General features: G+C 61.9%; 13 protein-coding genes and 1 tRNA gene. 7 read left to right on the forward strand and 7 right to left on the reverse strand.

The window, feature by feature from the left end; translation table 11 throughout:
• Window positions 1-11: 11 nt before the first annotated feature.
• Entirely contained in the window at window positions 12-1,175 is a 1,164-nt protein-coding gene (locus NHF53_RS00925; RefSeq protein WP_252832737.1) for a hypothetical protein, read from the reverse strand.
• 313 nt (window positions 1,176-1,488) lie between these two features.
• Between NHF53_RS00925 and NHF53_RS00930 the strand changes: the two genes are divergently transcribed.
• The 3 genes from NHF53_RS00930 to NHF53_RS00940 all read left to right on the forward strand — a co-directional run bounded on the left by NHF53_RS00930 (window position 1,489) and on the right by NHF53_RS00940 (window position 2,882).
• On the forward strand, window positions 1,489-2,448 hold the full coding sequence (locus tag NHF53_RS00930) for a nitronate monooxygenase family protein (protein ID WP_114362426.1): 960 nt from the start codon (window positions 1,489-1,491) through the stop codon (window positions 2,446-2,448).
• Window positions 2,449-2,574: 126 nt separating this feature from the next.
• Window positions 2,575-2,650 (forward strand) — tRNA-Thr (locus NHF53_RS00935).
• Between the two features lie 40 nt (window positions 2,651-2,690).
• Window positions 2,691-2,882 (forward strand): hypothetical protein, encoded by a 192-nt coding sequence (locus NHF53_RS00940; protein WP_252832738.1) that lies wholly within the window; start codon window positions 2,691-2,693, stop codon window positions 2,880-2,882.
• A 118-nt stretch (window positions 2,883-3,000) separates the two neighbouring features.
• On the opposite strand, the gene NHF53_RS00945 is transcribed toward NHF53_RS00940, so the two are convergent.
• Complete coding sequence (locus NHF53_RS00945; protein WP_252832739.1) at window positions 3,001-4,317, reverse strand: UDP-glucose/GDP-mannose dehydrogenase family protein; 1,317 nt, start codon at window positions 4,315-4,317, stop codon at window positions 3,001-3,003.
• Between the two features lie 537 nt (window positions 4,318-4,854).
• Here NHF53_RS00945 and NHF53_RS00950 point away from each other — a divergent pair.
• Together NHF53_RS00950 and pgi are read left to right on the forward strand one after the other, a co-directional pair.
• Window positions 4,855-6,561 carry a long-chain fatty acid--CoA ligase gene (locus NHF53_RS00950; RefSeq protein ID WP_252832741.1) on the forward strand — a complete coding sequence of 569 codons (1,707 nt, stop codon included), beginning with the start codon at window positions 4,855-4,857 and terminating at the stop codon, window positions 6,559-6,561.
• 100 nt (window positions 6,562-6,661) lie between these two features.
• Window positions 6,662-8,290: a glucose-6-phosphate isomerase gene (pgi, locus tag NHF53_RS00955; RefSeq protein WP_252832742.1), complete on the forward strand. Its 1,629-nt coding sequence runs from the start codon at window positions 6,662-6,664 to the stop codon at window positions 8,288-8,290.
• 3 nt (window positions 8,291-8,293) lie between these two features.
• Here pgi and NHF53_RS00960 read toward each other — a convergent pair whose 3' ends face one another.
• Window positions 8,294-8,896: a hypothetical protein gene (locus NHF53_RS00960; RefSeq protein WP_252832743.1), complete on the reverse strand. Its 603-nt coding sequence runs from the start codon at window positions 8,894-8,896 to the stop codon at window positions 8,294-8,296.
• Between the two features lie 126 nt (window positions 8,897-9,022).
• Between NHF53_RS00960 and NHF53_RS00965 the strand changes: the two genes are divergently transcribed.
• Both NHF53_RS00965 and NHF53_RS00970 read left to right on the forward strand, forming a co-directional pair.
• Window positions 9,023-9,532, forward strand: coding sequence for a DUF2975 domain-containing protein (locus NHF53_RS00965; protein ID WP_252832745.1), 510 nt, complete (start codon window positions 9,023-9,025; stop codon window positions 9,530-9,532).
• A gap of 3 nt (window positions 9,533-9,535) precedes the next feature.
• Entirely contained in the window at window positions 9,536-9,745 is a 210-nt protein-coding gene (locus tag NHF53_RS00970) for a helix-turn-helix transcriptional regulator (protein ID WP_252832747.1), read from the forward strand.
• Window positions 9,746-9,772: 27 nt separating this feature from the next.
• Here the strand turns inward: NHF53_RS00970 and NHF53_RS00975 are convergent, their stop codons facing one another.
• The 4 genes from NHF53_RS00975 to pyrC form a co-directional block, all read right to left on the reverse strand.
• A complete protein-coding gene (locus NHF53_RS00975; RefSeq protein ID WP_252832749.1) occupies window positions 9,773-10,699 on the reverse strand; it encodes a carbohydrate kinase in 927 nt (308 codons plus the stop codon).
• A gap of 70 nt (window positions 10,700-10,769) precedes the next feature.
• Entirely contained in the window at window positions 10,770-11,462 is a 693-nt protein-coding gene (locus NHF53_RS00980) for an orotate phosphoribosyltransferase (RefSeq protein WP_114362407.1), read from the reverse strand.
• A 72-nt stretch (window positions 11,463-11,534) separates the two neighbouring features.
• Entirely contained in the window at window positions 11,535-12,719 is a 1,185-nt protein-coding gene (locus NHF53_RS00985; protein ID WP_252832751.1) for a GGDEF domain-containing protein, read from the reverse strand.
• A 115-nt stretch (window positions 12,720-12,834) separates the two neighbouring features.
• Window positions 12,835-13,872: a dihydroorotase gene (pyrC, locus tag NHF53_RS00990; RefSeq protein ID WP_252832752.1), complete on the reverse strand. Its 1,038-nt coding sequence runs from the start codon at window positions 13,870-13,872 to the stop codon at window positions 12,835-12,837.
• Between the last annotated feature and the right edge of the window lie 28 nt (window positions 13,873-13,900).

A 13,900-nucleotide genomic window follows, 5' to 3' on the forward strand; every position in this document is an offset into this window, starting at 1 on the left:
GTTTTCGGCAATCACTGTCCCGGCAGGAGGCGCACGGAGTAGAGATTGATGCCTTCGCCACGCCCCCCGAGGCCGGCGTTCAGAAGGAGTCGGCCGGGGGTTGCCGGCGCCATGGACTTGTCGAAGCTTACACGGAAAAGCACGTCCATCTTCTCCGTATTGACAGTGAAGCGGTGACGGGCGCAGTCGCCCAGCCTTCCGAAATCGCATTCCACGGCGATCTGCACCGGCTCGTCGCCGGCCGCCTCGACAGTCAGCGCGAAGGTCGAGGTCTTGCCCGCCATTTCGCGAAGCGCGTCGGTCGGCACCGTGATCTCCACATTTCCGTCGGCATCCGCCGAACGCGAAACGACATTCATCGCCGTGCCGTCACGAGCGGTGACGACGTCGACTGCGGCATTGGCACGCGGCCGGATCGCATCAATACGCTTCGGCTCGAACACCTCGATCCATTCGTCGGAAAAGCCGTTGCGGGTCTCGAGCGGTTTCGGTTCCTGGGTGCCGGTGAAATCCTCCTCCACGGCCTGGGGCGGGGGATTGGGGACGCTGGTATCCCGCTCCGCCTCGCTCAACATGAGGCCAGAGGTGTACACCCACCATGCCCCCGTACCGATCGCTCCGAGGAGGACAGCGAACATGAAGAGCCGCGCAAAAAAGCCACGTCGCTTTTTCCGCGGGCGGATCGGCGCTTCGGGACGTATCTCCATCGCCGCACCCGCGGTCCGCACCTCTCCCCCGTCCATAGGAGTATCGACGCTTTCCGTCGTGCTATGCGGACGCTCGGCCCGCAAATCACCGAAATCCCCCGCTGCTGCGGGGCCATCGCGGCGCTCGCCCCAACCGGGCTCGACCGCGGGCGTTGCCGGCTCCCGGATTGCCTCCACCGTCGGAGCTGGTGAAGGTTGCGGCATGACGGCTGCTTCCGGTGGTTGCGGACGCCTCACATCGGAATCAACGGCCGGGAGCCGCCCGCGTTCCTCCAGCTCGATCGCGTGGATCGTCGCCTCGAGCTTGTGTCGCTGCTGGGCGATGATCTCGGGATCCGTGATGCCCTGCTTCTGCAGCCCGGTTTCCAGCGCGTGTCGCGCCGACTGATAGATCCGGGCACGCGTCTCCGCATTGGCGCGATCCGATCGCTCTAGAGCGTTCCTGATTGCCGCTTCCAATCCGTTCACTGGCATCCCTCATCGATCGGCAATCGGGGCCGGTCCCGTTGCTGTTGCATAGCGATTCGGTAACGGCTGCCCCGCCGATCTGCAAGGCCTCGCATCCTGCGGAGGAACGATACTCAGAAAAAAGTGGCTTAGTTTCGGCTAATGCGTCGTCGACGCTTCCAAGAAGGCACCAGCGCCACCTATGCCGCGGTCGGCGTCCATAGCGTGACGCTGGTGGCCCAGGATCAACCGCATGCAATGGTCTTTTCCATCTCTCCATCCTCTGCTAAGTAAATTGACGTTTCCGTAAACGTAAAACAATCCGAGGTTTTTCATGGCACTTCCCGCGGTCCTTTCCGAGAACCTTCGCCTCCCGGTGATAGCCTCGCCGCTCTTCATCATCTCGCATCCGGAACTGACCCTTGCGCAGTGCAAGGCCGGCATCGTCGGTGCATTCCCGGCGCTCAACGCCCGGCCCGAGAGCCAGCTCGACGAATGGCTCGCCATGATCACCGAGGAGCTTTCGGCCTACAACGCGGCACATCCGGATCAGCCGGCAGCACCCTTCGCGGTCAACCAGATCGTCCACACCTCGAACAAGCGGCTCGAACACGACCTGATGATGTGCGTGAAGTACAAGGTGCCGATCGTCATTTCCTCGCTCGGGGCAGTGCCCGAGGTGAACGCGGCCGTGCATTCCTACGGCGGCATTGTCCTGCATGACGTCATCAACAATCGCCACGCCAATTCGGCGATCCGCAAGGGTGCCGACGGGCTGATCGCCGTCGCGGCGGGAGCCGGCGGCCACGCGGGAACGCTTTCGCCCTTCGCGCTGATACAGGAAATCCGCGAGTGGTTCGACGGGCCGCTATTGCTTGCCGGTGCCATTGCTACCGGAGGCGGCATTCTTGCCGCGCAGGCGATGGGCGCCGACATGGCCTATATCGGCTCCCCCTTCATCGCGACGACGGAAGCGCGCGCCTCCGACGCCTACAAACAGGCCGTGGTCGAGGCGCAGGCGAACGACATCGTCTACTCGAACTATTTCACCGGCATTCACGGCAATTACCTGAAATCCTCGATCCGCGCGGCCGGCATGGATCCCGACAACCTGCCAGTCGCCGACCCGTCGAAGATGGATTTCGAAAAGGCTGCCACCGGCGCCAAGGCCTGGAAGGACATCTGGGGCTGCGGCCAGGGTGTCGGTGCGGTGAAGGCGGTCGAGCCGGTCGCCACCGTCGTGGACCGACTCGAGAAAGAGTACAAGGCGGCCCGCACCCGTCTCGCGCTCTGACCCTGCCGAGGAGCCCGGCTAAAAACGGAAAACGCCTGGAGGAGAAAATCCCGGCTTGAAATTCCCGCGCGATGCTTGTATCAGCGCGCACAGATCGACGAACCGCGCCAGACGCGGTTCGCCTTGGCCGCTTTAGCTCAGTCGGTAGAGCACATCATTCGTAATGATGGGGTCACGTGTTCGAGTCACGTAAGCGGCACCACTTTTCCAATTTCTTCGAGATTGATCCGCCAAAGAGCATCTTGGCACTCAGACGCCAGTGCGACACTTTCCGAGCACCGAAGCAGAGGATATCCTTTCCGCTGACCGCCGAGCCGCACATTGCGGCAAATATTCCCGGCATGTTGCTGAACGAGACCGGCATGGCACAGCTCGCCAGGTACGGCGACTTCGGCGGGCAGGAGAAATTCCGCCGACATTACGACAAACACTAATGACGCTGGAAAAGGCCGGTATCGGGAGACCGGGCTTCCGCTCACCCGATATCACATCAGTTGCGGCCCCCGCCGTACGCAAGACATGGTCGGCGGAGGCTGCACTGTGTCGTAACGCTCAGCGGTAGAAGTCCGAACGGCCGACGCTTTCGTAGACGAAGCCGTGGTCGGCGACATGCGCCGGCGAATAGATGTTGCGCAGGTCGACCAGGACCGGTGCGTTCATCAGGTCCTTCAGCTTGGGGAAGTCGAGGACACGGAATTCTTCCCATTCCGTAATGATCACCAGCGCATCGGCTTCGTGCGCCACGCTCTCGGCGTCGTCGCGATAGTCGATCTCCGGCATCAGTTCGCGTGCCGTTTCCATGCCTTCCGGATCATAGGCCTGCAGCAGCGCTCCTTTGTCGAGCAGCGCCTGGACGATCGAGAGCGCAGGAGATTCCCGCACGTCGTCGGTGTCGGGCTTGAAGGTCAGCCCGAGAATGCCGATCGTCTTGCCGCGGACATCGCCGCCGACCGCTCTTTCGACCTTGCGGGCCATGGCACGCTTGCGGGTCTCGTTGATGCCGACGATCGTTTCGATGAGACGGATCGGCTTGTTGTGGTCCTGGGCGGTCTTCACGAGCGCCAGCGTGTCCTTCGGGAAGCAGGAACCGCCATAACCCGGGCCGGCATTCAGGAACTTCCGACCGATACGACTGTCGAGGCCCATGCCCAGCGAAACGTCCTGGACGTTCGCCCCGACCTCCTCGCAAAGATCGGCGATCTCGTTAATGTAGGCGAGCTTCAGCGCGAGGAAGGCATTCGCCGCATACTTGGTGAGTTCGGCGGTGCGGCGCGAGGTGAAGACCACCGGGTGCCTCTCGGAATCGAGCGGGCCGTAGACCTCGGCCATGACCGCTTTCGCGCGATCATCATTCGATCCGACGACCACGCGGTCCGGGGCCATGAAGTCGGCGATCGCCGCCCCTTCCCGCAGGAATTCCGGATTGGAAACGACGGCAACGTCGGCATCCGGATTGACCTCGCCGATGATCCGCTCGAGGTGATCACCAGTGCCGACCGGAACGGTCGACTTGGTGACGAGAACGGTGAAGCCGCGCAACACTTCAGCCACTTCGCGCGTCGCGGAATAGACGTAGCTCAGGTCCGCATGGCCGTCGCTCTTGCGCGACGGCGTGCCGACCGCGATGAACACCACGTCCGCATCCGCGACGGGGCCGGCAAGTTCCGTCGTGAAGTGCAACCGCCCGGCAGCCACGTTGCGGGCGATCATCTCCTCCAGACCGGGCTCGTAGATCGGAACCTCACCATTGTTCAGCCGGTCGATCTTCGACGTTGCCTTGTCTATGCAGACCACGTCGTGCCCGAACTCCGACAGGCAAACTCCAGAAACCAGACCGACATAGCCGGTACCAATGATCGCTATCTGCAAGATGCACTCCACTCTTAAAGGGTCACCCGGGTGCCGGTATTGCCGCGAACCGCAACGACGGCCGGCGGAGTTCCGGCCTCAAACCAAAATTCCGGACGGTCGCACGGTGTCTGGATTAGCGCAACTGAACGGGAAAACCAAGCATTAGCGCCGGAGTATAAGCCTTTCGGGCTAGCGCGTACGGACTGGTCGTGAGGCACGACAAGCATCGGGATTCGAACGGAAAAGACAACGGCGAGGACCCACCGGGCGGTGCCGCCCTAAGCCCAATTTGCTAGAGAGGAGAAAGGGCCGCGTCGCCCATCGTGGAGAGGACGATCGCTGCGTGCGGCCCGCCTGCGGAACCGCGCGGCAGCGAATGCAAATAACGCCCGGCGGGAAACAGTCCATCTCGTTGACGTTTACGTCAATGTTAGATAGACGTGTTCTGTCTTGAACGGCGAGAGCAAAGGCATAATCTCGCGGTTGGGCGACGAGGAGGAAATGCACGCCGCCCGCGCGGGTGAAGCGTGATGCATACTACCGGGGAGGAAAAGCATGTCGGACGTATCAACCCGCCGCAGTGGCCACGCAGCGGAGAAGATTTGGCTCGCTTCCTACCCCGAAAGCATCCCGGCCGAAATCGCGCCGCTGGAACATGCCTCGCTCGGAGCCCTCTTCGAAAGCAGTTGCCGAAAGTATGCCGACCGGCTTGCATTTTCAAGCATGGGCCGGGGCATGACGTTCCGCGAGCTGGACGCCCAGTCGCGCAAGGTCGGTGCGTGGCTTCAGGCGCAAGGACTTGCCAAGGGCGACCGCGTTGCCGTGATGACGCCGAACATCCTGCAGAACCCAGTAACGGTCTACGGCATCCTTCGTGCGGGCTTCGTCGTCGTCAACGTCAATCCGCTCTATACGCCGCGCGAACTCGAACACCAGCTTAAGGACTCCGGCGCCAAGGCGATCTTCGTACTGGAAAACTTTGCCCATACGGTTGAGCAGGTCTTGCCGCACCTGCCGCTGAAGCACGTGGTGGTCGCGACCATGGGCGACATGCTGGGCCTCAAGGGCCACATCGTCAACTTCGTCGTCCGCAAGGTCAAGAAGCTGGTGCCGGCCTGGTCCATCCCGCAGCACAAGAGCTTCCGGCAGGTTCTTGCCGAAGGTGCCCGCCAGACGTTGAAACCTGTGGAGGTGAAGGGTAGCGACGTTGCCTTCCTGCAGTATACGGGGGGCACGACCGGCGTTTCGAAGGGCGCAACACTCACGCACGCGAACCTGCTCGCCAACAAGGAGCAGATCATGGTGTGGCTCGAGGCGATCTTCGCGATCAAGCCGCGGCCGGAGGTCATGACCTTCATCTGCGCCCTGCCGCTCTACCACATCTTCGCGCTTACCGTGAATTCGCTGATGGGCATCGCGACCGGCAGCCACAACGTGCTTATCGCCAATCCGCGCGACATTCCGGCCTTCGTGAAGGAATTGCAGCAATACAAGGCGCATGTCTTTCCGGGCCTCAACACGCTTTTCAATGCGCTGATGAACAATCCGGATTTCCAGAAGCTGGACTTTTCCTCGCTGCTGCTTGTGCTCGGCGGCGGCATGGCGGTGCAGCGGCCGGTTGCCGAGCGCTGGCTCCAGATGACGGGGTGCCCGATCAGCGAAGGCTACGGTCTCTCGGAAACCTCTCCGGTGGCAACCGTCAACCGGCTCGATTCCAGAGAATTCTCTGGCATGATCGGCCTGCCGCTTCCCTCGACAGAGATCGAAATCCGCGACGAGGACGGCAGAACCCTGCCGGTCGGCGAAGTCGGCGAGATTTGCATTCGCGGTCCGCAGGTCATGGCGGGCTACTGGCAGCGACCGGAAGAAACGGCCAAGGTCATGACTGACGACGGCTTCTTCCGGTCCGGCGACATGGGCCTGATGGACGAACGCGGCTATGTGAAGATCGTCGACCGCAAGAAGGACATGATCCTGGTCTCCGGCTTCAACGTCTATCCGAACGAGATCGAGGAAGTGGCGGCGATGCATCCGGGCGTTCTGGAATGCGCGGCGATCGGGATCCCCGACCAGCATTCCGGCGAGGCCGTCAAGCTCTTCGTCGTCAAGAAGGACCCACAGCTCACCGAAGAGGCACTGAAGGCGCATTTCACGGCCAACCTCACGAACTACAAGCGCCCGCGCTACATCGAATTCCGGAGTGAACTGCCAAAGTCGAACGTCGGCAAGATCCTGCGCCGGGAACTGCGTGACGGAAAATAAATCGATTGAAATAAGGGAGTGTCCCGGCCTCCCCGTGTCTTGATCCGGTCTCACGCTGCTAATAAGGTCCCGGCATCGTCGTCGAAACAGGGACATTCCGATGCAAGCCATCATCGACAAGCTGACGAGCACCGTCGCGGTCACCCGTGCCGAAGACCTTCGTGCCGCCTTTGCCGCCGATCCGCAGCGTTTCACGCGCTTCAGCGTGACGCTCGGCGATTTGCTGATGGACTTCTCCAAATGCGCTGTCAACGACGAGGTTCTCGATCTGCTCGAGGAGCTAGCGGCCACGGCCGGCATTGCCGAAAAACGGGATGCGATGTTCGCCGGGGAGAAGATCAATTTCACCGAAGGACGCGCCGTTCTGCATACGGCGCTGCGCAACCGCTCCAACCGCCCCGTTCTGATCGACGGCCGCGACGTCATGCCGGACGTCAACGTGGTGCTCGCGGCGATGGGACGTTTTGCGGAAGGTCTCCGCAGCGGCCGTATTACTGGCGCGACCGGCAAGAAGATCACCGACGTCGTCAACATCGGGATCGGCGGATCCGATCTCGGCCCAGCCATGGCAACGCTGGCGCTCGCCCCCTATCATGACGGACCTCGCCTGCATTTCGTCTCCAATGTCGACGGCGCACACATCGCCGACACGCTGAAGACCCTCACGGCGGAAACCACACTCTTCATCGTCGCCTCGAAGACCTTCACGACGATCGAGACGATGACGAACGCCCGGACGGCACGTCGCTTCGTCGCTGGCGCGCTCGGCGAGGAGGCAGTCGGCCATCACTTCGCCGCTGTCTCTACAGCCCTCGATGCGGTCGCAGCCTTCGGTATTTCGGAGGATCGCGTCTTCGGCTTCTGGGACTGGGTCGGCGGTCGCTATTCCGTCTGGTCAGCGATCGGCCTCTCTCTGATGATTGCGATCGGCAGCGAGAACTTCGGCCATTTCCTCGATGGCGCCCATGCGATGGACAACCATTTTCGCACGGCCCCACTGCGGGAAAACCTGCCGATGCTGCTCGGCCTCATCGGTTTCTACCACCGCAACGTTCTCGGCCACGCTTCGCGCGCGATCCTGCCCTATGACCAGCGGCTCTCCCGCTTCGCCGCCTATCTCCAGCAGCTCGACATGGAATCGAACGGCAAGAGCGTAACAGTCGACGGCAAGCCGGTCGCCGGCAATTCCGGTCCGATCGTCTGGGGTGAACCCGGCACCAACGGCCAGCATGCCTTCTACCAATTGCTTCATCAGGGAACGACCGTCGTGCCGGTCGAATTCATGATCGCCGCCAACGGCTTCGAACCGGAGCTGCGTCATCAGCATGAGCTCTTGATCGCCAACTGCCTTGCCCAGTCCGAAGCCTTGATGAAGGGCCGCACGCTCGCCGAGGCGAAGGCCCAGCTCAAGGCGAAGGGCGTGAGCGAGGCCGAAGCCGAGCGCATTGCGCCGCATCGGGTCTTTTCCGGCAACCGTCCCTCGATCACCTTCGTCTACGACCGGCTCACCCCGTTCGCGCTCGGCCGGCTGATCACTCTTTACGAACACCGTGTCTTCGTCGAAGGGGTGCTCTTCCGCATCAACTCTTTCGATCAATGGGGTGTGGAACTCGGCAAGGAACTCGCGACCGCGCTGCTTCCGGTGGTCGAGGGCAGGACGGCCCCTTCCGGCCACGACAGTTCGACGGCGGGGCTGGTCAAGGTCCTGCTCGATGGCGCGCGGCGTTGAAAGCTATGACGCAGTGGTACATTGCGGCACCGCCGTCAGACCTGCCTTCTTCAGGATCGCCCTCAGATCGACGCCGCGCATAATCGGCAGATACTCGCTGCCGGCGCTGGGTTGAAGCCAGATATCCAGCGGCAGTGGCTTGCCATCGGCCGGAAACGGCTCGCTCCAGCAGCCACCGGCGAGGCTAACGGAAATATTGCCGCTGCCGCGGCGCCCGGCTTGTTTCACATCGCGGACCTCCTGCTGGAATTTCAGGACGGCTTCGACCTCGCGGGGGGCAAGGCCAAGCGCGATCACCTGCTGCCCGGACTGCAGGGGCGGCAGGGACTGCAACACGGCGGCGTTGCCGGGCATGATTTCCAGATCATAGACTTTGGAACTGGCGAGCGTTCCCGTTTCCGCCCAGCCGAATCCGAGACGCGCATCGCCCGCTTTCAGCCGCAGCGCAGCCGGCGCAACGAGCGCGACCCGGAATTGCCCGGGGTCCGCGTCGAGTGGTGAAAGAGCGGCCAGCTTGGCTGCGCTGGAGATCCCGCTCGGCATGCAGGAGGGCAGTCCGACTATGGCGGACGTAATGAGTGCGAGGGTGGCGAAAGCCTTCTTCATGAAATCTCCATTGCTCGATTGACGAGAAATAATTATTGTAATACGATAATTTTTGCAACCCACACAGCAAGAGATTTTCCAATGGCCCCGAGTCCCCACGTCCGCATCAAATCGATAAGCCGGAAAATGAAACTGTTGATCGTGCTGGCGGCGGCAGGCCTCGTGTCGGGGTCGGCTTATCTCACGTGGATATTCGTCTTCGACATCGGAAGACTGAAAGAACTGGTCATTCACTACCCTCTCTCCGGCATCGAACCGGTGACCCTGACAAGCTATGCGCTTGGAGGGTTGGCCATCATCGCTAGTGCGAACGCAATCCTGATCGGCACGGCCATATGGACGCTCTGGACAATGTTCGACCATTTCGAGAAGGGCGAAATCTTCGCAGAAAGGAGTGGCGTCCTTCTGCGCCGCACTGGTTATCTCGCGCTGATCGGAGGCTTTTCGGGTTTGCTATCGCGCACGCTTGCGGTATTGGTGGCCACCTATGAAAATCCGCCGGGACAGACGATGCTCTCCGTCGGGATTTCCAGCACGGATATTGGATTGTTGATCCTCGCCGGACTTCTGTTCGTCCTCGGCCATATCATGGTGATCGCGACCGGGATCGAGGAAGACAACCGGAGCTTCGTTTAACGCATGCCGATCGTCGTGAACCTGGATGTGATACTGGCCAAACGGAAAATGCGATCGAAGGAACTGGCCGAGATCGTCGGGATCACCGAGCAGAACATCTCGCTGCTGAAATCCGGAAAGGTCAAGGGCGTACGGTTCGACACGCTGGAACGGATCTGCCAGGCGCTCGAATGCCAACCAGGCGACATTCTCGAGTATCGGCCGGACGTCTGACCCGCAGTCAGAAGACGGGCGGCGAAATCACAGTCCGATCTCTTGGGCGAAAGGTGGATTTGCGCCAGCGCGCGACACGGTGACCGCCGCTGCCTTTGCCCCAAGTGCCAGCGCAGCTTCGACGGCCTTCCCGTCGATTGCCGCGACCTTCTCCTTGGTCAACAGGCCCTGCATCTTCAATGAGGCGAGAATGCCGGCGTCGAACGTATCGCCGGCACCGACGGTGTCGACCACCGTCACGCGCTCGCTCGGCACGGAGACCTTGAACCGATCCGTATAGCCGGTCGCGCCCTCCGCACCGCGGGTGATGACGACGAGCTTGGCGCCGAGACCGAGCCAGTGGCCGGCAAGCTCGTCATGACCGCCCGAAAGTCCGAACCATTCGAGATCCTCGTCGGAGAACTTGATGATGTCGGCCATAGCCGCCATGCGGTTGAGGCGTGCGGCATGGGCCGCCTTGTCCTTGATGAAGCCCGGACGGATGTTCGGATCGAGCGAGATGACGCGGGTCGCGTGTTCGCGCGCCATCAGCGCCTCGTAGGTCGACCCGCAGGGCTCGGGGATCAGGCTGATCGCGCCGAAATGCAAGGCCTCGCAATCGTCACCGAGGGAAGGCAGGTCGCTTTCGGTGATCATCCGGCCCGCAGTGTTCTCGTCGTAGAACGCGTAGGTCGCCTGCCCGTTGACGAGCTTGACGAAGGCGATGGTCGTCGGCCGCGGCAGCGTCGCGCAATAAGAGAAGTCGACATTGCTCGACTTCAGCGTCTCGCGCAGAATGTCGCCCATCATGTCGTCGGAGAGGCCCGTGAAAAAACCGGTCGGAATACCGAGCCGTCCGAGCGCGATCGCCGTGTTGAAAATCGCGCCACCGGCATAGGGAGCGAAACCCTTTTCGCCGAGCGTGGTTTCGCGCGGAAGCATGTCGATAAGCGCTTCGCCGCAACACAATATCATACAAGCCTCCCGCTCGCCCTTGACGTTTCAATCGATTTAAAGCAATCCGCCCGGGATTGCCAGCCCTTCGTCAGGAAAGTGAGGCGACGCCGCCGTTGCGCGCCGACCAGGCGAGTGGCGCATCGAGGAAGGCTTCGACCTCGGCGAGGGTGTTCTCGTCGAAGAGCTTCTGCGCACGCGCGACGGCAAGGACCTCGCGCCAGGTGGCAATGTAATGCAAGGTGACGTTGCCGTTGACGAAACGCTCCTTCGCCTCGGGGAAGATCCCGTAGAAGAAGAGTGCGATCCCGTGCTCGACGACACCACCGGCTGCGCGCACGGCATCGATGAACTTGAACATGCTGCCGCCGGCCGTCGTCAGGTCCTCGATCACCAGCACCCGCGCGCCTTCGGGCATATGGCCCTCGATCTGGGCATTGCGGCCGTGGCCCTTGGGCGCCTTGCGGACATAGATCATCGGCAGGCCCAGACGGTCGGCGAGAAGCGCAGCAAAGGGAATGCCTGCCGTCTCGCCGCCGGCGATGCAATCGAACTGCTCGAAGCCGGCATTGCGCATCACGGTCGCGGCGGCGAAATCCATCACCGCCGAGCGGATGCGCGGATAGGAGAGCAGTTTGCGGCAGTCGATATATACGGGGCTCATCATGCCCGAGGAGAGCTTGTAGGGCTTGTCGGCGGAGAAGTGCACCGCCTTGATCTCCCAGAGCATCCTGGCCACCAGTTCGGCCATCACGGCCGGTTCGGGAAATGTCGTCTGAATCATGCGCCCGCTCCTTGATCGTCCTCATCAGGCGAATAGCAGCATGCATCGGTGGATGCTAGATAGTGCCGCCATTCAGGGGGAAACGTTGGTGCGGGTTTCCACCGTTTCAACCCTGTGCAGGAAGTCGGCCATTTCGACCCGGTTACGGCCGTTGCGCTTCGCCTGATAGAGGGCCGCATCGGCGAGGCTGAGAACTGCGTCGAAGCTGTCCGTCTCCTGCGTGCCGAAGGCAATGCCTGCGCTCACCGTGCATCGCAGCACCGCCTCCCCGATGCGGATTTCGCGCGCGGCGAAGCTTCGGGCGATGTCGCCTGCCACACGTTCGGCGCGGCCCGGCAAGATGTTGGCGAGTATGACGGCGAACTCCTCTCCCCCGAGACGAGCGACAGTCTGCTGGCCCCCGGTTCCGGTCGTCAGCTCCTCCGCAAATATCCGGATGACCGCATCACCCGTGGCGTGGCCGTGCTCATCGTTGATCGATTTGAACCGATCAATGTCGAAGACGACGACCGCCGTCCTCGATCCGACCGGGCGGCCAGCGACGTGGTCGAAAAGCGCCCGGCGATTGAGAAGCCCGGTCAACGCATCGGTATTGGCCTCGTGCCGGTGGCGCGCGGCCAGCCGCCACTGATGAAGCGCCAGCGACAGCGCGCCGATACCGGACATGCTCGCAATGCAAATCGCAATATTGAGATCTTCCGCCCAATTGTCCGGTGCATGGCCAAGAACCCACTGGCGTTTCTGAATCAGCACCGCGGCGCACAGCACGAAGGAAATTCCGCTGAGAACATAAAGGAAAACCATTCCGGTAAGCGGCCCCGGCGCCTCCGCACGCGCGCGCCAATATTGCCATCCCGTGCCGATCAGGAGTAGCGCGGCCGCCGCATTCATGAAAATGAAGCCCAATCCATCCAGCCCGCCGAATATCAGTGGCAGCCCGGGCACAATGGTGGTGACCGAAAGAATGATCGATCGCGTCCAGGGAGTTCGACCCGTCCGGAACTGTAGGGAACTCGCGTAGATCATGCTGAAGCCGATCATCAGAAAGGTGTACGCTAAAGACGCCCTCAGAAGACCCGCTTCCAGCGTGTAGGAACTGTAGACAAAAATACCGATGACGATGAAGAACAGCGCGACGACCAGGGTCAGCAGGAAGGAATCCGTACGACGCGATACCCAGGTTCCCAGAAGGGTTACCATCAGACAGGTCGCGGAAAAACCCAGGGCGAGCAGAAGAGAATTATAGTCAAGCATCATGCCAAGCGCTCTCTTCTGCGTGAAACCGCCACCGATCTGCCTTGACGAAGGCTAACCGCCGGTTCTCTCCAAAAGGTTACCCGGATCGTGACAATCCTGGCAATTCGCGGTCAATTCAACGGACCCGCCAAAATAGGGGGAACATCGGATCGAAGACCGTCACCGGACCCGCTCCCGTCTCGATCTTGGCAGGGAAGACGACCGGTTCGTCACCCTTCTCCAGCGTGATCGTTTCCTCGTTGGCGGCAAGGCCGTACCAAGCCGGCCCGTTCAGCGACACGAAGGCTTCGAGCTTGTCGAGCGCTCCCTCCTGCTCAAACACATGGGCAAGGCAGCTCACGGTGTTCGGCGCACAATAGATGCCGGCGCAACCGCAGGCGCATTCCTTCGCCGGATCGACGTGGGGTGCGGAATCGGTGCCGAGGAAGAAGCGAGGATCGCCTGACGTCGCCGCCGCCCGCAAAGCCAAGCGATGGCTCTCGCGCTTGGCGACAGGCAGGCAGTAGTAGTGCGGACGAATGCCGCCGACGAGGATCGCGTTGCGATTGATGATCAGGTGATGGGTCGTGATGGAACCGGCAAGATTGGCGTTCGAGGAGCGGATGTAGTCGACGCCGTCGGAGGTCGTCACGTGCTCCATCGTCACCTTCAGTTCCGGCAGGCGCCGCCGCAGCGGATCGAGTACCGTCTCGATGAAGACGGCCTCGCGGTCGAAGATGTCGACCTCCGGTGAAGTGACTTCGCCGTGGACGCAGAGCGGCAGGCCGATCTTCGCCATGCGCTCCAGGACCGGCATCACCTTGTCGAGATTGCGCACGCCGCTCGCCGAATTGGTGGTCGCACCGGCGGGATAGAGTTTCACCGCCGTGATCAGCCCACTGCGCTTGCCCTCCTCGACGTCGTCGGGATCGGTCTCTTCCGTCAGGTAGAGGGTCATCAGTGGTTCGAAGCTGTGACCCTCCGGAAGCGCATCCAGAATACGGTTGCGGTAATCACGCGCATCGACCGTCGTGACGACCGGCGGCACGAGGTTCGGCATGATGATCGCGCGGGCAAAATGCCGGCTCGTGTCGGCGATCACGCCGCGAAGCATGGCGCCGTCACGCAGGTGCAGGTGCCAGTCGTCGGGGCGGCGGATGGTGAGCGATTGCATGGCGTGCCTCCGGCAGGTGTCGTCGGGC

Source organism: Ciceribacter sp. RN22 (genome assembly GCF_024054295.1).
GTDB lineage: Bacteria > Pseudomonadota > Alphaproteobacteria > Rhizobiales > Rhizobiaceae > Allorhizobium > Allorhizobium lividum.